The organism is Sphingobium sp. WR1, assembly GCF_059693745.1.
The window spans coordinates 86,851-104,272 of the sequence record NZ_JCATID010000008.1; the positions used below are offsets into that span (position 1 = coordinate 86,851).

A 17,422-nucleotide genomic window follows, 5' to 3' on the forward strand; every position below is an offset into this window, starting at 1 on the left:
CGGAGCGAACGGATGTTGCTTACCCCCGCACCGCGATCCCGTTGGCGGCCGACAGCACGGCCTTGACCGATGCCGTCGCGACGTCGCTGTCGGTGCCGATGCCGAACACGGTGCGGCCGTCGGGCGTGCGGCATTCGACATAGGCGGCGGCGTTCACGTCGCTGCCCGCGCCGATGGCATGTTCATTATAGTCGGCGATTTCCAGCTCCACGCCCAGCTCGTCGCGCAGCGCCGCCAGCACCGAGGAGATGAGGCCGTTGCCGCGCCCGGAAAGGGAGCGTTCACCCCCCTTGTGCGCGATCTTGCCGGTGAAGATGCGGTCGCCCGCCGCGCCGCCTTCATGATAGTCGATCAGGGCATAGGGCTGGTCGCCGGTAAGGCAATAATGCGCCTCGAACGCCTCGCCGATATCGGCGGCGTTGAGTTCGCGGCTCGACTGGTCCGCCAGCGCCTGCACCACCTTCGAAAAGTCGGCCTGCATCCGCTTGGGCAGCTTATAGCCCTTGTCCTGCTGCAGCACCCAGGCGACGCCGCCCTTGCCCGACTGCGAATTGACGCGGATCACCGCCTCATAGTCGCGGCCCAGATCCTTGGGGTCGATCGGCAGATAGGGCACGTTCCAGATCAGGTCGTTGCGCGCTTCCTGCGCGGCGAAGCCCTTCTTGATCGCGTCCTGATGACTACCGGAGAAAGCCGTGAACACCAGTTCGCCGGCATAGGGATGGCGCGGATGGACCGGCAGCTGGTTGCAATATTCGACGGTCTGGATGACTTCGTCGATATCGCTGAAGTCCAGTTCCGGGTCGATGCCCTGCGTGTACATGTTGAGCGCGACCGTCACCAGATCGCAATTGCCGGTGCGCTCGCCATTGCCGAACAGGCAGCCTTCGACGCGGTCGGCGCCGGCCATGATGCCCAGTTCCGCCGCCGCGACGCCGGTGCCCCGGTCATTATGGGTGTGCAGCGAGATCACCACGCTGTCGCGCTTGCTGATATTGCGGCAAATCCATTCGATCTGGTCGGCATAGATATTGGGGGTCGCGCACTCGACGGTGGCGGGCAGGTTCAGGATCAGCGGCCGATCGGGTGTCGGCTGCAAAATCTCCATCACCGCCTCACAGCATTCCAGGCTGAAATCCAGCTCAGCGGTCGAGAAGGTTTCGGGCGAATATTCGAAATGCCAGTCGGTGTCGGGCTGCTTCGCCGCATGGTCGCGCAGCAGCCTGGCGGCGTTGACCGCGATCTCGCGCACCTGCGAGCGATCCATCTGGAACACGATGTTGCGCCAGGCGGGCGACACGGCGTTATAGACATGGACGATCGCCTGTTTCGCGCCGCGTAAGGATTCGAAGGTCGTCGCGATCAGGTCGGCGCGCGCCTGGGTCAGCACCTGCGGCATCACGTCGTCAGGGATCGCGCCCTCGCGCACCAGCCCGGAAATGAAGTCGAACTCGGTCGCGCCCGCGCTGGGGAAGCCGATCTCGATCTCCTTGACGCCTACCTTGACCAGCAGGTCGAAAAAGCGGCGCTTCTTCTCCGCGTTCATCGGGTCGATCAGTGACTGGTTGCCGTCACGCATGTCGGTGGACAGCCAGCGGGGCGCCTTGGTGATGACCTTCGACGGCCATTGGCGGTTGGGCAGGTCCACCTGCGGGAAGGCGCGATATTTCAGCGAGGGATCGGTCAGCATCATGGGATCAGACTACTTCTTGACGGTCGGGGCGCATGGGGGCGCTCCGGTGTACGACTTGACTGTGATGGATGCCCTTAGGCGGATCAACGCTGCCCTTAGCCGGAAGGCAGCACAAAAGCCACGCCTAAGGGCGTGTAAGTCGTAGCAGGGTAAGAAGCGCGCGGCTCTGCATGATTTGACGCTTTAACGCAAAAGAGGGCCGACATGCAAGCCGACCCTCTCTCTTTCATCATTTTCCGTATCGCGTCGGCGATTACTGCTTCTCGAAACCGGCGATGATCTTGAGTTCGATGGCGTCGCCCACCACCGGCACCCCATAGCCCATGCCGAAATCGCTGCGCTTGATCGTCGCGGTGGCGACGAAGCCGACATTTTCCTTCTTGCTCATTGGCTGCACGCCCGCGCCGTAAAATTCGGCGTCCAGCGTCACCGGCTTGGTCACGCCCTTGATGGTCAGGTTGCCGCTGATGTCCGCGCCCGTCGTGCCGGTGGGCTTGACGCTGGTCGACACGAACGTCGCCGTGGGGAATTTGGCGGCGTCGAAAAAGTCCGCCGTCATGAGATGCTGGTCCAGCTTGGCGACGCCGGTGCGGATGTTGGCGACGGGGAACGTGACCGATACTTTGGATGCGGCGGGGTTGGCCTTGTCCAGCGTCAGCGTGCCGGTCGGCTCGGCGATGGTGCCGGCATTATTGGTGAAGCCCATATGGTCCCAGGCGAAGACCACCTGGGTATGGCCGGGATCGACCTTATAGGCGCCGCCAGTCACCTTCGCGACGTCCTTGGTGCCGGGCGCGGCCGTAGGCATCTGGGCGACGAGAGCGGAGCCGCCGGCAAGGGCGATGATGGCGGCAGCGGGAATCAGATAATTGCGCATGAGAAAGACTCTCCCAAAACGTTCAAGGGGCGCCGCAACAATATGCGGCGCCCCCCGATTGTTCCAGAGCCGTAACCGGAAACGGTTCGTTCCATTTCCGGTTCGCCCAAAACCAGGCATCAAGCCGCTCTGGACCCCGGCCTTCGCCGGGGTGACGGCCAATGCGTGGCCGTCAGTTCTTTTCCTGATCCACCAGCTTGTTCGCGCTGATCCAGGGCATCATCGCGCGCAGCTTGGCGCCGGTTTCCTCGATCGGATGGCGCTGCGCCGCGATGCGGCTGGCCTTGAGTTCCGGCTGGCCGGCGCGGTTGTCGAGGACGAAATCCTTGACGAAGCGGCCCGACTGGATGTCGGCCAGGACGCGCTTCATTTCCTTCTTCGTTTCCTCGGTGATGATGCGCGGGCCGGTCTTGATGTCGCCATATTCGGCGGTGTTCGAGATCGAATAGCGCATGTTGGCGATGCCGCCCTCATACATCAGGTCGACGATCAGCTTCAGTTCGTGAAGGCACTCGAAATAGGCCATTTCCGGGGCATAGCCGGCTTCGACCAGCGTTTCGAACCCGGCCTGGACCAGCGCGGTGGCGCCGCCGCACAGCACGGCCTGCTCGCCGAACAGGTCGGTTTCGCATTCCTCGCGGAAATTGGTCTCGATGATGCCCGAACGGCCGCCGCCCACGCCGCTGGCATAGGACAGGGCGATGTCATGGGCGTTGCCGGTCGAATCCTGATAGACCGCGATCAGGCAGGGGACGCCGCCGCCACGCTGATATTCGGAGCGGACAGTGTGGCCCGGCCCCTTGGGCGCGATCATGATGACGTCGATGTCCTTGCGCGGTTCGATCAGGCCGAAATGGACGTTGAGGCCGTGGGCGAAGGCCAGCGCGGCGCCGGGGCGCAGATTATCGTGAATGTCGGCGGCGTAGATCGCGGCCTGATGCTCGTCGGGCGCCAGGATCATGAGGACGTCGGCCCAGGCGGCGGCTTCGGCGTTCGGCAGCACCTTGAAACCGGCGCCTTCGGCCTTCTTCGCGCTGGCCGAACCGGCGCGGAGCGCGATCGCGACTTCGGCGACGCCGGAATCGCGCAGGTTCTGCGCATGGGCGTGACCCTGTGAACCATAGCCCAGGATGGCGACCTTCTTGCCCTTGATCAGGCCGATGTCCGCGTCGCGGTCGTAATAAACCTTCATTTGACGTTCCTTCTTTCAGTCCGATTGGCGCCTTGCGGAGCCTTAGATTGATGGTGATGGGTATAATGATGCGGGAGGCCTGTTGCCCTCATCCTCCCGCCGGGAGAGGGGTCTAAATCAATTCGACTCCTTGCCCCGGATCAGGCCGACGACGCCGGTGCGGCCGACCTCGACCAGGCCGATCTGGCGCATCAGGCCGACGAAATTGTCGATCTTCTCGGTCGTGCCGGTGATCTCGAAGATGAAGCTTTCGATCGTCGTGTCGACCACCTTGGCGCGGAACACATCGGCCAGGCGCAGCGCCTCGATCCGGTCCTCGCCCACGCCCGCGACCTTGACCAGCGCCAGCTCGCGCTCGACGAAGGGGCCATTCTCGGTCAGGTCCGTGACCTTGTGCACCGGCACCAGCCGGTCGAGCTGGGCGATGATCTGGTCGACCACCTTGGGCGGGCCGCTGGTGACGATGGTGATGCGGCTGATCGCATGATCGTCGGTGATGTCCGCCACGGTCAGACTGTCGATATTATAGCCGCGCGCGGTGAACAGGCCCGCGATGCGCGCCAATATGCCCGCTTCGTTGGAAACGGTCAGCGACAGCACGTGCCGCTGGCTTAATTCTTCCTGGATATGCATCAGATAGCCCCGTTATCCTGTTCTTCGCGCTCTTCTTTATCGTGGCGCCGCGAAATCGTGGCGGTGAAGGCGTAATGCCATTCACCGTCGAGCCGATGGGCAAGCCGCACCGGAAAGCCCGTCACCGTATCGAACATCCGGTCCAGCCGTTCGCCGACATAGCGGGGACTGGCCAGCAGCGTGCCGATATGCCGCTCGTGAAACTCGAAGCCCTGGTCCAGATGCACTTCCCATTCCCCATTGTCCGGGTCGGCATGATCGGTGGTCCAGCCGCTCAGGTCGGCCGTTCCCGCGATGCGTTCGAAATCCCACGGCTCCGTCACATGGATGCGCAGCTTCAGATGTTGCGTCACATCTCGGTCCTCATTGACGCACCTTCACACCAGCGCCTTCGCCTCGTCCGACATGACGCCTTCGACCTGGCTGGGATCGAGCAGCATTTCGGTATGGGCCGCGCCCGACGGGATCATCGGGAAGCAGTTGGACAGCTTCGCCACGCGGCAATCGACGATCACCGGGCCGGGGGTTTCCAGCATCTGGCGGATGCCGGCCTCCAGTTCCTGCGGGCCTTCGATGCGGATGCCGGTCCAGCCATAGGCTTCGCCCAGCTTCACGAAGTCGGGCAGGCTGTCGGAATAGCTGTTCGAATAGCGGCTTTCATAGGTCAGTTCCTGCCACTGGCGGACCATGCCCATATATTCATTGTTCAGGATGAAGATCTTGACCGGCAGGCGATACTGGGTCGCGGTCCCCATTTCCTGGATGTTCATCTGGACCGAGGCGTCGCCGGCGATGCAGATGGTGATGCTGTCTGGATTGCCCATCTGCGCGCCGATGGCGGCCGGGAAGCCATAGCCCATGGTGCCCAGGCCGCCCGATGTCAGCCATTTGTTCGGCGCCTCGAACCCGAAATGCTGGGCCGCCCACATCTGGTGCTGGCCGACTTCGGTGGTGATGATGACGTCCTTGCCGGTCGCCTTGGTCGCTGCATAGAGGTCGGCGATCGCGCGCTGGGGCATGATGTCCACGCCATTTTCGGCATAGTCCAGGCTCTTGCGCGCGCGCCAGCCCGCGATCCGCGCCCACCATTCGGAAAGGTCGACCTTCTGGTGGTTGCGCAGTTTCCACAGGGCGATGATGTCATCCAGCGCGCTGGCGACGTCGGCGACGACGGCGACATCGACATCGACGATCTTGTTGATCGAACTGCGGTCGATATCGATGTGGATCTTCCGCGCATGGGGGGCGAAGGCGTCGAGCCGGCCGGTGACGCGGTCGTCGAAGCGGGCGCCGACGCACAGGATCAGGTCCGCCTGGTTCATCGCCCAATTGGCTTCATAGGTGCCGTGCATCCCCAGCATCCCGACCCACTGGTCGGACGATGCGGGGAAGGCGCCCAGGCCCATCAGGGTCGACGTGACGGGCGCGCCGGTCAGCGCCGCCAGTTCGCGCAGCAGCGCGCTCGCCTGCGGGCCGGCGTTGATGACGCCGCCGCCGGTGTAGAGGATCGGGCGCTCGGCCGCGGCCAGCATTTCGACCGCCGCATCGATCGCGGCCGCGTCCGCCTTGGTCTGCGGGTGATAGCTGGCATGGACCTTCAGTTCCGGCCGGGCATAGGGCGCGGTCGCGATCTGGACATTTTTGGGAATGTCGATGACGACCGGGCCGGGGCGGCCGGTGGTGGCGATATGGAACGCCTCATGAATGACCTCGGCCAGCTTGCCGGGGGTCTTCACCAGATAATTATGCTTGGTGCAGTGGCGGGTGATGCCGATCGTGTCCGCTTCCTGAAAGGCGTCGGTGCCGATCAGTTGCGTGGGAACCTGCCCGGTGATGACGACCATCGGGATCGAATCCATCAGCGCGTCGGTAATGCCGGTGACGGCATTGGTGGCGCCGGGGCCGGACGTGACCAGCACGACGCCGGGCTTGCCGGTCGAACGGGCATAGCCCTCCGCCATGTGGGTCGCGCCCTGTTCGTGGCGGACGAGCACATGCTTGATCGTGGGATGATTGTAGAGCGCGTCGTAAATGGGCAGCACCGCGCCGCCCGGATAGCCGAACACGACTTCGACGCCCAGATCGACCAGGCATTCGACCAATATGTCCGCGCCGCTCTTTTCGGCCACGATGATACTCCTCCGTTGATGCAAGTCGGGTGCTTTGCGCCCCTACGCCTTTGATGGCAAGGCGCCTGCCTCTAGTGGACAGAAAATGACAGGTCAAGCATTAATGTTGTAATTTAATTGCTAATTCATCGATAATTTTGTCATTAATCTCTCGTCTTTCGCGCGGCCATTTGGGCGGCGGCTGGTTGGAGAACCAGGTATATTGCCGCTTGGCATATTGGCGGGTGGCAAGGCTGCCCTTCGCAATGAGATTGTCCAGGTCGCTGTCGCCTTTGAGGAACGCCGCGATCTCGGGCACGCCGATCGCCCGCATCACCGGCAGGTCCGGGGGAAGGTTTCGGGTCAGGAGCGCCGCGACCTCCTTGATCGCGCCGCCCTCCATCATCATGACGAAGCGCCGGTCGCACCGCTCGATCAGCCAGTCGCGCGGTGGCAGCAGGATCATTGGCGACAGGGTGATGCGGTCGCCGATGCCACCTTCCTTATGCTGCTGCCATTGCTTGAGCGGTCTGCCGGTTGACCGCACCACCTCCAGCGCGCGGGCGACGCGGGTCGTGTCGGCCGGAGCGAGCCGGGCGGCGGCTTCCGGGTCTTCGCGGCTCAGCGCCTCATGCGCATCGGCCACCGCCATGGCGCGGACGGCGGCGCGGACATCGGGATCGATCTCCGGCACCGGGGCGATACCGTCCAGCAAGGTGCGGATGTAGAGGCCGGTCCCGCCGACCAGCACCGGCAGCTTGCCCGCTTCATGGGCGGCGTTCACCTCCGCCTTCGCCTCCGCCGCCCAGCGCGCGGCGGTGCAGGCTTCCGCCCCGTCGATATGGCCGAACAGGCGATGCGGCACATCGCCGATTTCCTCCGGCGAGGGGCGGGCGGACAGGATGGCAAGGTCAGTATAGACCTGGCTGGCGTCGGCATTGATGACGATGCCGTCGGCCGCCCTGGCGAGGCGACAAGCGAGCGCGCTCTTGCCGCTGGCGGTCGGCCCGGCAATAAGCGCGACGCGCGGGCGGGATTCGCCCCGACCCGTTTCGGATGTTGGTTCAGGAGTGTTCATGTTCGTCGCGACCTTAGTGGCAAGTGGCTCGATCGGGCAGGGGGATATTGCCGAGGCCGCCGACCGGCTGCGCGACGCGGGCTGCCAGCCGGGCGAAGCCGCCTGGCTCGACGCGGACAAGGCGGCCGACCTCTTCTTCGCCGCCGATCCGGTCAAGGCCCGCGCGGCGTTGACCGATCTGGGGCAGGGCATCGACGTCATCGTCCAGCCGTCCGCCAATCGCCAAAAGAAGCTGCTGATCGCCGACATGGATTCGACCATGATCACTGTCGAGTGCATCGACGAACTGGCCGACTATGCGGGCATCAAGCCCCAGATCGCCGAGATTACCGAGCGGGCGATGCGTGGCGAGCTGGACTTCGCCGGCGCGCTGCATGAGCGGGTCGCGCTGCTCAAGGGTCTGGCGGACAGCGCCATCGACCAGTGCCGCACCGAGCGGGTGGTCATCATGGGCGGGGCCAGGGCGCTGGTTCGCACGATGAAGGCGCGGGGGGCGAAGACCTTGCTGGTGTCGGGCGGCTTCACCCGTTTCACCGGGCCGGTGGCGCAGGAGATCGGCTTCGACGCGGCGGTCGCCAATGTGCTGGAAATCGCCGATGGCGCGCTGCTGGGCACCGTCACCATGCCGATCGTCGATGCGGCGCGCAAGCGGGCCGAACTGGAGGCGGCGATCGCGGGCGGCATCGATCGGGCGCTGACCTTGGCCGTGGGCGACGGCGCCAACGACATTCCGATGATCGAGGGCGCGGGGCTGGGCGTCGCCTATCATGCCAAGCCCAGGACCCGCGCCGCCGCCGCCGCGGAAATCGTCCATGGCGATCTGTCGGTGCTGCTTTACGCACAGGGGATCGCCTCGGCGCAGTGGGTGACGGAATAACGGCCTATCGCCCTTAACGCACCATTCACCGTCATTTCGATCGGGTAATGGATTCGTTTCGCAAAGTGAAACGTTGGCCTTCCGCCGCCTATCCAGCGGTGAGAGAGGTCTAACGGCGTCGGGCGGTTTTCCGTTCCGCGTCCAGGGAGAGGTTATGCAAATCAGATATATGGCTTTGGCCGCCGCCGGGCTGCTGGCCTTGAGCGCCTGCGCGAAGAATGAGGCCCCGGTCACGACCGCGCCGCCGGTCGGCCCCGGCGCCATTGCGGGCACCGTGGCCGCCGATCGCGACGGCGACGGCATCGCCGACGGCTATTATACCGCCGACGGCATCTATCATGCGATCCAGGGTCCGCCCTGCCCGCCGCCGCCTCCGCCGCCGCCGCCCCGTTCGGGAGAACGCGGCTGATCCACGCAGTCTTTCGGGCGCGGCACATCCGCCGCGCCCTTTCACTATGCGCTTCCCTGATCCCCTGCCTGCTGATCGCCGCCGCCGCGTCTCCGCAGGCGGTATTGGCGCAGCCCAACGCCGAACAGGCCGCCAAATCGAGCATCGGCGCGGAAATTCGCGCGCAGGTGGGTGGGAAATACAAGGATTTCTACGCACCGCGCGGCTATTGGCCGCTATGGGTGGAAAAGGGGCGGGTCGGGCCGCAGGCCGATGCGCTGCTCGCCCTGATCGACAAGAGCGAGGCCGATGGTCTCGATCCCCGCGACTATGATCCCCGCGATCTCAAGCGCCTGATCGAGGAGGCGGACGCCTCCGCGACGCCCAAGGCGCTGGCGCGCGCGGACCTCGCCCTGTCCCGCAGCTTCGCCCGCCTGGTGTCCGACATGCGCCGCCCGGCCAGGGGCGTGAAGATCCGTTATCTCGACAAGGAAGTCGAACCGCGCGATGCCGATCCCTCGGACATATTGCGATCGGCCGCGCTGGCGCCATCGCTGACCGACTATGTCCAGAGCGCCGGCTGGATGAGCCCGCTCTATATGAAATTGCGCAATGCGCGGGCCGGCTATCTCAAGAAATGGGGCGATCTGCCCGACGTCCTCGTGCCCGAAGGCGTCAGGATGCGGCCGGGCGGCAAGGGCGCGGACATCGCCGCGCTTCGTCAAAGGCTGGGACTGGCGGACGGCATATCCTATGACAAGGCGCTGGTCGCCAGGGTGAAGGCTTTCCAGACCGACCATGGCCTGAAGCCCGATGGCGTTGCGGGCGCGATGACCATCGTCGCCCTCAACCAGGGGCCGCAGCTTCATGCGCGGTTGCTGGCGCTCAATCTGGAGCGGGCGCGGCTGCTGCCCGGACCCTGGACGCGCCATGTGGTGGTGGACGCCGCCTCGGCCCGGCTCTGGTATTATAGCAAGGGGTCGCTGGACGGGACGATGAAGGTCGTCGCCGGCGCGAAGGAAACGCAGACGCCGCTGATGGCGGGGATGATCCGCTATGCGACGCTCAACCCCTATTGGAACATTCCGCCCGATCTGGTGGAGCGCAAGGTCGCGCCCAAGATTCTCGACGGCGGCTCGCTCAAGGCCATGCGCTATGAGGCGCTGGCCGACTGGAGCGCCAATCCCGCGCCGCTGGCCCAGAGCGCGATCGACTGGAGCGCGGTGGCGGGCGGGCGGCAGGAGGTGCGGTTGCGCCAGTTGCCGGGCAGCGACAATGCGATGGGGAAGGTCAAGTTCATGTTCCCCAACGATCTTGGCATCTATCTGCACGACACGCCGCAGCGAAATCTGTTCGCCAAGGAAGACCGTCACTTCAGCAATGGCTGTGTCCGGCTGGAGGATGCGCAGCGGCTGGGTCGCTGGTTCTTCGGCAAGACGCCCAGCGCGGAGGGTGACAAGCCCGAGCAGCATGTGCCCTTGCCCCAGCCGGTGCCGGTCTATCTGACCTATCTGACGGCGGTGCCCACCGCGCAGGGTGTGCAGTTCCTGCCGGATGTCTATGGGCGGGACGGGGAGTGAAGCGATTTACTCAAACCGTTCGCCCTGAGCCTGTCGAAGGGCTTTTCTTCTTCAAAATTGAGTGAAGGGCTTCGACAAGCTCAGCCCGAACGGGAGAACTGGTTCAATGGCAACCCCCGCCAGCATCCAGATTTAATGGTTTAGAGCGGGATGACATTTGTTTGAATCGTCATTGCGAGCGCAGCGAAGCAATCCACTGGCGCTCCGATGGATTGCTTCGCTGCGCTCGCAATGACGGGGTGGATCAATGTGAAGTCATCACATTCTAGTGGATGCCAGCCAGCATCCACAGGGCCATGGCCACCATCATCACATTTTCGGTCAGGGACACAAAGCCCAGCGGCACATTGCTGTTGCCGCCGACGCAAGCGCATTTGAGTTCGCGTTTCTCGACATAGACGGCCTTGAACACCGACACCGCGCCGATGCCGCCGATGAAGAGCGCGACCAGGATGGACAGCCAGTCCAAAGCCCGCGTCAGCATCAGCGCGCCCGCCCCCAGTTCCAGAAAGGGATAGGCCAGCCCATAGGGCGGCAGTCGGCGGGCGAGCAGGTCATAGTTCAGGAACATCGTCGCGAACCGATCGACATCCTGTAATTTCAGCATCGCGAGCAGCATCATCGCGATGGCGACGAACCGCTCCAGCGTCATGAAGGAGATCAGCGGCAGGAAGGTCAGCCAGTTGACCGCCAGCGCCAGCAAGGCCGCCACGGCGAAGACGGCAAGAACCGGCACATAGCTGGTCGCCGTGGGATCTTTCACCTTGAGGCCCAGATAGCGGCGCAGATCGTCATGGCCGCCGATCCGCTGGCCATCGACGAAGATTTGCGGCGTGGTCTTCACGTCATGCCGCGCCTTAAAGGCGTCTGTTTCCGCGCGAGTCGTCAGCCAGAGATCGTCCACCTCATAGCCATGGCGCTTGAGCAGCCAGCGCGCCTTCACGCCATAAGGACAGACATGGCCGGGCATCACCATGCGGTGAAGGCTGGCGCTTTTGCGGGCTGGGCTGGTCATCGTCGCATCCTTGGCATGTGTCTGGATGCAGCCCATATAGGGTCTGTACCATGGTACGGAGTCAAGGGATGAACATGACGATTTCTGCGCTGGCCCATGCCGGCGGGGTCGGGGTGGAGACGGTGCGCTATTATCAGCGGCGCGGCCTGCTCGACACGCCGGAGCGGGGCGCCGGAGGAAGGGGCGGTATCCGCCGCTATGGCGAAGCGGATGCGCGGCGGCTGGGCTTCATCCGATCGGCGCAGGGGGCGGGCTTCACCTTGGAGCAGATCGGCGAACTGTTGCACCTCGACGCGGGACAGGATCGGGCGCGTGCGCGCGAACTGGCGGCGGAACGGATCGCGGCGCTCGACGTGAAGATCGCCGAGTTGCAGGCGGCCCGCACCGCGCTGGAGCGACTGGCCCGGCAATGCCATGCGAGCGAGGACGGGCCATGCCCGATCATCGCCGCGTTCGACGCCCTTTGATTGTCTGTTTCGTTGTCGCCTTCTTGCTGCTGCTCTTGGGGCAGGGCCATGCCTTGCGGGTCGCGGCGAAGACCTGCGAGGAGGCGGACTTTGCGCGATCTATCGGGTTCTTGCCCAGATAGTCGACCGTGGCGTTTCGGAGCTGGCTGATCGTCACGTCGCTGGGGATGCAGCTTTTGAGCTTGTTGGCTTCCCGCGTCGTGTTGAACGCATCGACCGCGCCGCTGATATAGCCAAGGCATTCATAGGTTTTTTCGAAATAATCCTTGCCGCCCTTTTCGGTCGTGCAGACCGCGTACAGTTCATCGCCGGTGTAGAAGCCGGCATGGGCCGCGGCGGGGAAAAGTCCGCAGGCGGCAAGCGCGGCGGCGCGGAGAAATTTTCGGTGCGGCATGTTCAGATCACTCCAGCCCCGCCACCAGCCCGTCGATCGCGCCTTGCAATATGTAGCTGGCCGCCAGCTTGTCCACCAGTTCGTCGCGACGGGCGCGGCTGGCGTCGGCTTCCAGCAGGGTGCGGGTGACGGCCTGGGTCGACCAGCGCTCGTCCCAGAGCAGCACCGGATAACCAAGGTCCGCGACATTATGGGCGAAGGCGCGGCTGGCCTGGCTGCGCGGCGAATTGCTGCCGTCGAGATTGAGCGGCAGGCCGATGACGATGCCCTTCACCTGCTGCTGCTCGATGAAGGCGGCCAGCGCAGGCTTGTCCTTGCTGAACTTGCTGCGCGTGACGGTGTAGGCGGGGCTGGCGATGGTCCAGGCGGCGTCGCACAGGGCAAGGCCGATCGTCTTGGTGCCGACATCCATGCCGATCAGCCGCCCGCCCTGCGGCAGCGCTTCGCGAAAGGCCACGCGATCCGTTGTTACCAATGTCATGGCGAAAGCCCCTGCCACTTCTTTGGACCGGAGTCACTTGCCGGTGAAGGCTGCCAGCCTTTTCTGCGCGTCCTGCCGCACATTGCCCCAGAAGAGGCTATAGTCATAAACATGGTAATTATTGCCGGGCAGGGTGAACGGTCCCATGTCGACCGGATCGCCGATCATCAGCACGCCGCTGGTGTCGCACCGGGCGGGGACGACGCCGGTGACGAGCCTGGGCGGCTTGCCCTCCTCACGCGCGTCGATCGTGCCGATATTGGCGCTGGCCGACGCCTTGCCATTGAAGGCCCCGGTGATCGGGTTGGTGCAGAGCATGTGCGTGCCCTTGCGCGGTTTTCCGGTATAGCCGGTCTTGCGCTCGAAACTTTCGACCACGGCGGACGGATCGGCCGGTTCGGCATAGCTTTGCCAGCTGACGATGCAATGCGCCTGATCCTGCCGCGCGCAGGCGGGCAGGCCGAGCGCGGGCAGGTCCGCCTCAACCGACACCGGCCAGCCCACGGCATAGACGGCGGCGACGCGGTCGGCGACCGGCTTGCCCGCCACCTGTTCGCGCAGTAGCTGCAGCAGGTGGCGCGACCCCTGGCTATGCCCGGCCAGGATCAGCGGGCCGGTGGGGTTGGCTTTGAGGAAGGCGGCGAAAGCCTGCGCCACGTCGCGATAGGCGGCGGCCAGCGCCTGCTCGCCCGCCGGCTTGTCGGTCAGGAACGCGCCATAATTGGCCTGGCGATAGCGGGGCACCCAGACCGTGCCCGCGGCGTTGAAGGCGCTGGCCTGGCTCATGACGAAGCGGCGGGCGGTGCTATCCGCATCCTTGTCATCCAGCCGGGCGTTCCAGTGGGAATCGCCGAAGGTGGTGATGTAGCTGGTCGGATGGATGAAGAAGATCGCGGCCTTGCGGGCGGCTTTGGGCGTCGTTGCCCCGGCCGGAATCCAGAGCGCCGGATTGTCCTTTTCGATGTCGGGCCGGGCGATCCACATCGCGGCGTCGACATAGGCGTCGGCGGGCAGGGGCTGGAGCTGGGTGAAGGGTTCGCGCGGAACCATCACCATGCGGATCAGCTGCGTGCCCCAGACGCGGTAGACCAGCAGCGCGGCGATCACCAGCACCACCAAGGTCGCGATGACATAGAGGAATTTGCGCGCCACCCACACTCTCCGAAATTGTCCTGCTTGTCTGGCGCATGGCACGGGCGCGCGCAAGGGGCGCTAAAGCCGCTTGAAGCGGATGGGCACGGGTGGTAGCGGCGGCCCATGTCGATAGACCTTCAGACCGTGAAAAAGATCGCCAGCCTTTCGCGCATTTCGGTGACGGATGCCGAAGCGGAAGCCATGGTGCCCGAACTCAACAACATCCTTGGCTGGGTGGAGCAACTGGGCGAGGTGGACGTGACCGGCGTGCAGCCGATGACCGCCGTCATCCCCAACCATCAACGCCTGCGCGACGATGTCGTCAACGATGGCGATGTGCGCGACAAGGTGCTGGCCAATGCGCCGCAGGCCGAACATGGCTTCTTCGCGGTGCCCAAGGTGATCGAATAATGACCAACCTGACTGATCTTACCGTAGCCGAAATCCGCGATGGCTTCCGTGGCGGAGATTTTTCGGCGCGCGAGGTGGCGGAGGCATTCAACGCCAATGTCGCCGCCGCCAAGGCGCTGAACGCCTTCATTGTCGAGACGCCGGAAAAGGCGCTGGAAGCCGCGGACGCTGCCGACGCGGCGAAAGCCGCGGGCGAGACGTTGAAGCCGCTCGCCGGCGTGCCGATCGGCATGAAGGACCTGTTCTGCACCCAGGGTGTCCAGACCACTGCCGCGTCGCACATGCTGGAAGGCTTCACGCCCACTTATGAATCGACCGTGTCGGGCAAGCTGTGGGCAGCGGGCGCGGGGATGCTGGGCAAGCTCAACCTCGATCAGTTCGCCATGGGCTCCTCCAACGAGACGAGCTATTATGGCAATGTGATCTCGCCCTGGCGGCGGAATGACGGCGGCAACGCCGCGCTGGCGCCCGGCGGGTCTTCGGGCGGCTCGTCCTCGGCCATTGCCGCGCGGCTGTGCCCGGCGGCGACCGGCACCGACACGGGCGGATCGATTCGCCAGCCTGCCGCCTTCACCGGCATTTCGGGCATCAAGCCGACCTATGGCCGCTGCTCGCGCTGGGGCATCGTCGCTTTCGCCTCGTCACTGGACCAGGCCGGGCCGATGGCGCGGACGGTGCGCGACAATGCGATCCTGCTGGAGGTCATGTCGGGCTTCGATCCCAAGGATTCGACCAGCCTCGATCTGGCCGTGCCGCAGTGGGAAGCCAATCTGTCGAGCGATCTCAAGGGCAAGAAGGTCGGTATTCCCAGGGAATATCGCCCTGATGGCCTGAATGCCGAAATCTCCGCTTTGTGGGATCGCGGCATCGAATGGCTCAAGGACGCGGGCGCCGAAGTGGTGGATGTATCGCTGCCGCATACAAAGTATGCGCTGCCCACTTATTATATCATCGCCCCGGCCGAGGCGTCTTCGAACCTCGCCCGCTATGACGGCGTGCGCTACGGCCAGCGCGACCTGCCCGATGGGGCGGGGTTGCAGGACATGTATGCCGCCACCCGCGCCGCCGGCTTCGGGCCGGAGGTCAAGCGCCGCATCATGATCGGCACCTATGTGCTGTCGGCGGGCTTCTATGACGCCTATTACACACAGGCGCAGAAGGTGCGGGCGCTGATCGCGCGCGATTTCGAACTGGCATTCGAACAGTGCGACCTGCTGCTGACCCCGACCGCGCCGAGCGCCTCCTTCGCGCTAGGCGAGAAGCAGGCCGATCCGCTGGCCATGTATCTGAACGACGTCTTCACCGTGCCCGCCTCGCTGGCGGGGCTGCCGGCGATGGCGGTGCCGGGCGGGCTGGATTCGGCGGGTCTTCCGATCGGTCTCCAGATCATCGGCAAGGCGCTGGACGAACAGACCGTGCTGAACGCCAGCCTCGCCATCGAGGAGCGGGCCGGCTTCACCGCGCGGCCGGACAAGTGGTGGTAACGAACCCGTGCTCCTGCGAAAGCAGGAACCCAGGGCCATCTGGCTCTGCATTCACCCTGGGTTCCTGCTTCCGCAGGAACACTTGAGGATTTGAAGATGACTGAATCAACCTATCGCATCCAGGGCGCAACCGGCGAGTGGGAGGTCGTGATCGGCCTGGAAGTCCATGCGCAGGTGACGTCGAACGCCAAGCTGTTCTCGGGCGCCGCGACGGCGTTCGGCGCGGAGCCGAACACGCAGGTCAGCCTGGTCGACGCGGCCATGCCCGGCATGTTGCCCGTGCCGAACCGCGAGTGCATCCGTCAGGCGGTGCGCACCGGCATGGCGATCGACGCGCAGATCAACAAATGGTCACGGTTCGACCGCAAGAATTATTTCTACGCCGATCTGCCGCAGGGTTATCAGATCAGTCAGCTCTATCACCCGATCGTGGGCGAGGGGCAGATCGAGATCGTGCTGGATGAAAAGAACCCCGAAACCAGCACCAAGACGATCGGCGTCGAGCGCATCCATGTCGAGCAGGATGCCGGCAAGCTGATGCACGACCAGCATCCCACTAGCTCTTATGTCGACCTCAACCGGTCGGGCGTGGCGCTGATGGAAATCGTGTCGAAGCCGGACATGCGTTCGCCCGCTGAAGCAGGGGCTTATCTGTCGAAGCTGCGGACGATCCTGCGCTATGTCGGGTCGTGCGACGGCAATATGGATCAGGGTTCGATGCGCGCCGACGTGAACGTGTCGGTCCGCAAGCCCGGCGAGCCATTCGGCACCCGCACCGAGACGAAGAACGTCAATTCGGTCCGCTTCGTCATGGCCGTGGTCGAGCATGAGGCGAGCCGCCAGGTCGACGTGCTGGAGGCGGGCGGCAAGGTAGTGCAGGAAACGCGCCTCTACGATCCCGACCGGAACGAGACGCGCTCGATGCGGTCGAAGGAAGATGCGCATGACTATCGCTACTTCCCCGATCCCGATCTGCTGCCGCTGGAACTGGACGACGCCTTTCTGGAGGAATGCCGCCAGTCGCTGCCCGAACTGCCCGACGCGAAGCGCAAGCGCTATGAGCAGGGGCTGGGCCTCAGCGCCTATAATGCCGCGACCCTGACCGCTGACGCCGACACGGCGCGCTGGTTCGAGGCGCTGCTGGCCGAAGGCGCGCGCATCCAGAAGAAAAGCGAGGGCGAAGTCGCCAAGGCGTCCGCCAACTGGCTGTTGTCCGAACTTTATGGTGCGCTCAACCGCCTTGGGAAATCGCTCGAAGACAGTCCGGTAAACCCGGAGGAAGGCGCTGAATTGCTGGCGCTCGTCGCCGATGGCACGATCAGCGGCACGATCGCCAAGCAGGTGTTCGAGATCATGCTCGACACCGGCGGCAAGGCGGGCAGGATCGTCGAGGAACAGGGTCTGAAGCAGACCTCGGATACCGGCGCGATCGAGGCGGCGGTGGCCGACGTGCTCGCGAAGAATGGCGACAAGGTCGAGCAGTACAAGGCCGGCAAGGAAGCCCTGTTCGGCTTCTTCGTGGGCCAGACGATGAAGGCGATGCAGGGCAAGGCCAATCCGCAGGTCGTCAATGAACTGGTGAAAAAGGCGCTTGCCTGAACTTTCCCTTT

General features: G+C 64.5%; 18 protein-coding genes. 7 read left to right on the plus strand and 11 right to left on the minus strand.

Annotation, left to right across the window (positions count from 1 at the left end; all coding sequences use genetic code 11):
• Window positions 1-19: 19 nt before the first annotated feature.
• From leuA to miaA, 7 genes are all read right to left on the minus strand, one after another.
• Complete coding sequence (leuA, locus tag AC58EF_RS11905) at window positions 20-1,693, minus strand: 2-isopropylmalate synthase (RefSeq protein WP_497276472.1); 1,674 nt, start codon at window positions 1,691-1,693, stop codon at window positions 20-22.
• 253 nt (window positions 1,694-1,946) lie between these two features.
• Window positions 1,947-2,570 carry a YceI family protein gene (locus AC58EF_RS11910; RefSeq protein ID WP_497276473.1) on the minus strand — a complete coding sequence of 208 codons (624 nt, stop codon included), beginning with the start codon at window positions 2,568-2,570 and terminating at the stop codon, window positions 1,947-1,949.
• 172 nt (window positions 2,571-2,742) lie between these two features.
• The gene (gene ilvC / locus AC58EF_RS11915) at window positions 2,743-3,762 is read right to left on the minus strand and encodes a ketol-acid reductoisomerase (protein WP_497276474.1); all 1,020 of its coding nucleotides are present in this window, start codon (window positions 3,760-3,762) and stop codon (window positions 2,743-2,745) included.
• A 117-nt stretch (window positions 3,763-3,879) separates the two neighbouring features.
• Window positions 3,880-4,395 (minus strand): acetolactate synthase small subunit, encoded by a 516-nt coding sequence (gene ilvN / locus AC58EF_RS11920; protein ID WP_497276475.1) that lies wholly within the window; start codon window positions 4,393-4,395, stop codon window positions 3,880-3,882.
• Entirely contained in the window at window positions 4,395-4,748 is a 354-nt protein-coding gene (locus tag AC58EF_RS11925) for a hypothetical protein (protein ID WP_497276476.1), read from the minus strand. The genes ilvN and AC58EF_RS11925 overlap by 1 nt, the downstream gene beginning before the upstream one ends.
• Before the next feature lie 24 nt (window positions 4,749-4,772).
• On the minus strand, window positions 4,773-6,524 hold the full coding sequence (locus AC58EF_RS11930) for an acetolactate synthase 3 large subunit (protein ID WP_497276477.1): 1,752 nt from the start codon (window positions 6,522-6,524) through the stop codon (window positions 4,773-4,775).
• Between the two features lie 100 nt (window positions 6,525-6,624).
• A complete protein-coding gene (gene miaA, locus AC58EF_RS11935; protein WP_497276478.1) occupies window positions 6,625-7,581 on the minus strand; it encodes a tRNA (adenosine(37)-N6)-dimethylallyltransferase MiaA in 957 nt (318 codons plus the stop codon).
• Here miaA and serB point away from each other — a divergent pair.
• From serB to AC58EF_RS11950, 3 genes are all read left to right on the plus strand, one after another.
• Complete coding sequence (gene serB / locus AC58EF_RS11940; protein WP_497276480.1) at window positions 7,580-8,458, plus strand: phosphoserine phosphatase SerB; 879 nt, start codon at window positions 7,580-7,582, stop codon at window positions 8,456-8,458. The two genes, miaA and serB, sit on opposite strands and share 2 nt — an antisense overlap.
• A 154-nt stretch (window positions 8,459-8,612) precedes the next feature.
• Entirely contained in the window at window positions 8,613-8,867 is a 255-nt protein-coding gene (locus AC58EF_RS11945; RefSeq protein ID WP_497276481.1) for a hypothetical protein, read from the plus strand.
• Between the two features lie 104 nt (window positions 8,868-8,971).
• A complete protein-coding gene (locus AC58EF_RS11950) occupies window positions 8,972-10,426 on the plus strand; it encodes a L,D-transpeptidase family protein (RefSeq protein ID WP_497276482.1) in 1,455 nt (484 codons plus the stop codon).
• 265 nt (window positions 10,427-10,691) lie between these two features.
• On the opposite strand, the gene AC58EF_RS11955 is transcribed toward AC58EF_RS11950, so the two are convergent.
• Window positions 10,692-11,441 carry a MauE/DoxX family redox-associated membrane protein gene (locus AC58EF_RS11955; protein ID WP_497276484.1) on the minus strand — a complete coding sequence of 250 codons (750 nt, stop codon included), beginning with the start codon at window positions 11,439-11,441 and terminating at the stop codon, window positions 10,692-10,694.
• 68 nt (window positions 11,442-11,509) lie between these two features.
• Here AC58EF_RS11955 and AC58EF_RS11960 point away from each other — a divergent pair, with 68 nt between their 5' ends.
• Complete coding sequence (locus tag AC58EF_RS11960; protein ID WP_497276485.1) at window positions 11,510-11,908, plus strand: MerR family DNA-binding protein; 399 nt, start codon at window positions 11,510-11,512, stop codon at window positions 11,906-11,908.
• On the opposite strand, the gene AC58EF_RS11965 is transcribed toward AC58EF_RS11960, so the two are convergent.
• Genes AC58EF_RS11965 through AC58EF_RS11975 form a run of 3 tightly spaced genes read right to left on the minus strand, consistent with a single transcriptional unit; the run spans window position 11,883 to window position 13,935 of the window.
• Window positions 11,883-12,302 carry a Rap1a/Tai family immunity protein gene (locus AC58EF_RS11965; RefSeq protein WP_497276486.1) on the minus strand — a complete coding sequence of 140 codons (420 nt, stop codon included), beginning with the start codon at window positions 12,300-12,302 and terminating at the stop codon, window positions 11,883-11,885. The genes AC58EF_RS11960 and AC58EF_RS11965 overlap by 26 nt on opposite strands.
• 7 nt (window positions 12,303-12,309) lie before the next feature.
• Window positions 12,310-12,783: a Holliday junction resolvase RuvX gene (gene ruvX / locus AC58EF_RS11970; RefSeq protein ID WP_497276488.1), complete on the minus strand. Its 474-nt coding sequence runs from the start codon at window positions 12,781-12,783 to the stop codon at window positions 12,310-12,312.
• Window positions 12,784-12,816: 33 nt separating this feature from the next.
• The gene (locus AC58EF_RS11975) at window positions 12,817-13,935 is read right to left on the minus strand and encodes a DUF3089 domain-containing protein (RefSeq protein ID WP_497276489.1); all 1,119 of its coding nucleotides are present in this window, start codon (window positions 13,933-13,935) and stop codon (window positions 12,817-12,819) included.
• 105 nt (window positions 13,936-14,040) lie between these two features.
• Here AC58EF_RS11975 and gatC point away from each other — a divergent pair, with 105 nt between their 5' ends.
• The 3 genes from gatC (at window position 14,041) to gatB (ending at window position 17,411) form a co-directional block, all read left to right on the plus strand.
• On the plus strand, window positions 14,041-14,328 hold the full coding sequence (gene gatC / locus AC58EF_RS11980) for an Asp-tRNA(Asn)/Glu-tRNA(Gln) amidotransferase subunit GatC (protein WP_497276491.1): 288 nt from the start codon (window positions 14,041-14,043) through the stop codon (window positions 14,326-14,328).
• Window positions 14,328-15,812, plus strand: a complete 1,485-nt coding sequence (gene gatA / locus AC58EF_RS11985; RefSeq protein WP_497276492.1) for an Asp-tRNA(Asn)/Glu-tRNA(Gln) amidotransferase subunit GatA — start codon at window positions 14,328-14,330, stop codon at window positions 15,810-15,812. Before gatC ends, gatA begins: the two co-directional genes overlap by 1 nt.
• Window positions 15,813-15,908: 96 nt before the next feature.
• Complete coding sequence (gatB, locus tag AC58EF_RS11990) at window positions 15,909-17,411, plus strand: Asp-tRNA(Asn)/Glu-tRNA(Gln) amidotransferase subunit GatB (protein WP_497276494.1); 1,503 nt, start codon at window positions 15,909-15,911, stop codon at window positions 17,409-17,411.
• Window positions 17,412-17,422: the final 11 nt, after the last annotated feature.

What these genes read in the sequence shown, in the direction of transcription:
- serB (WP_497276480.1), top strand. Translation starts at nt 7,580, where the DNA reads ATGTTCGTCGCGACCTTAGTGGCAAGTGGCTCGATCGGGCAGGGGGAT.
- AC58EF_RS11960 (WP_497276485.1), top strand. Translation starts at nt 11,510, where the DNA reads ATGAACATGACGATTTCTGCGCTGGCCCATGCCGGCGGGGTCGGGGTG.
- AC58EF_RS11955 (WP_497276484.1), bottom strand. Translation starts at nt 11,441, where the DNA reads ATGACCAGCCCAGCCCGCAAAAGCGCCAGCCTTCACCGCATGGTGATG.
- ilvN (WP_497276475.1), bottom strand. Translation starts at nt 4,395, where the DNA reads ATGCATATCCAGGAAGAATTAAGCCAGCGGCACGTGCTGTCGCTGACC.
- gatA (WP_497276492.1), top strand. Translation starts at nt 14,328, where the DNA reads ATGACCAACCTGACTGATCTTACCGTAGCCGAAATCCGCGATGGCTTC.
- AC58EF_RS11910 (WP_497276473.1), bottom strand. Translation starts at nt 2,570, where the DNA reads ATGCGCAATTATCTGATTCCCGCTGCCGCCATCATCGCCCTTGCCGGC.
- ilvC (WP_497276474.1), bottom strand. Translation starts at nt 3,762, where the DNA reads ATGAAGGTTTATTACGACCGCGACGCGGACATCGGCCTGATCAAGGGC.
- leuA (WP_497276472.1), bottom strand. Translation starts at nt 1,693, where the DNA reads ATGATGCTGACCGATCCCTCGCTGAAATATCGCGCCTTCCCGCAGGTG.
- AC58EF_RS11965 (WP_497276486.1), bottom strand. Translation starts at nt 12,302, where the DNA reads ATGCCGCACCGAAAATTTCTCCGCGCCGCCGCGCTTGCCGCCTGCGGA.
- gatC (WP_497276491.1), top strand. Translation starts at nt 14,041, where the DNA reads ATGTCGATAGACCTTCAGACCGTGAAAAAGATCGCCAGCCTTTCGCGC.
- ruvX (WP_497276488.1), bottom strand. Translation starts at nt 12,783, where the DNA reads ATGACATTGGTAACAACGGATCGCGTGGCCTTTCGCGAAGCGCTGCCG.
- gatB (WP_497276494.1), top strand. Translation starts at nt 15,909, where the DNA reads ATGACTGAATCAACCTATCGCATCCAGGGCGCAACCGGCGAGTGGGAG.
- miaA (WP_497276478.1), bottom strand. Translation starts at nt 7,581, where the DNA reads ATGAACACTCCTGAACCAACATCCGAAACGGGTCGGGGCGAATCCCGC.
- AC58EF_RS11945 (WP_497276481.1), top strand. Translation starts at nt 8,613, where the DNA reads ATGCAAATCAGATATATGGCTTTGGCCGCCGCCGGGCTGCTGGCCTTG.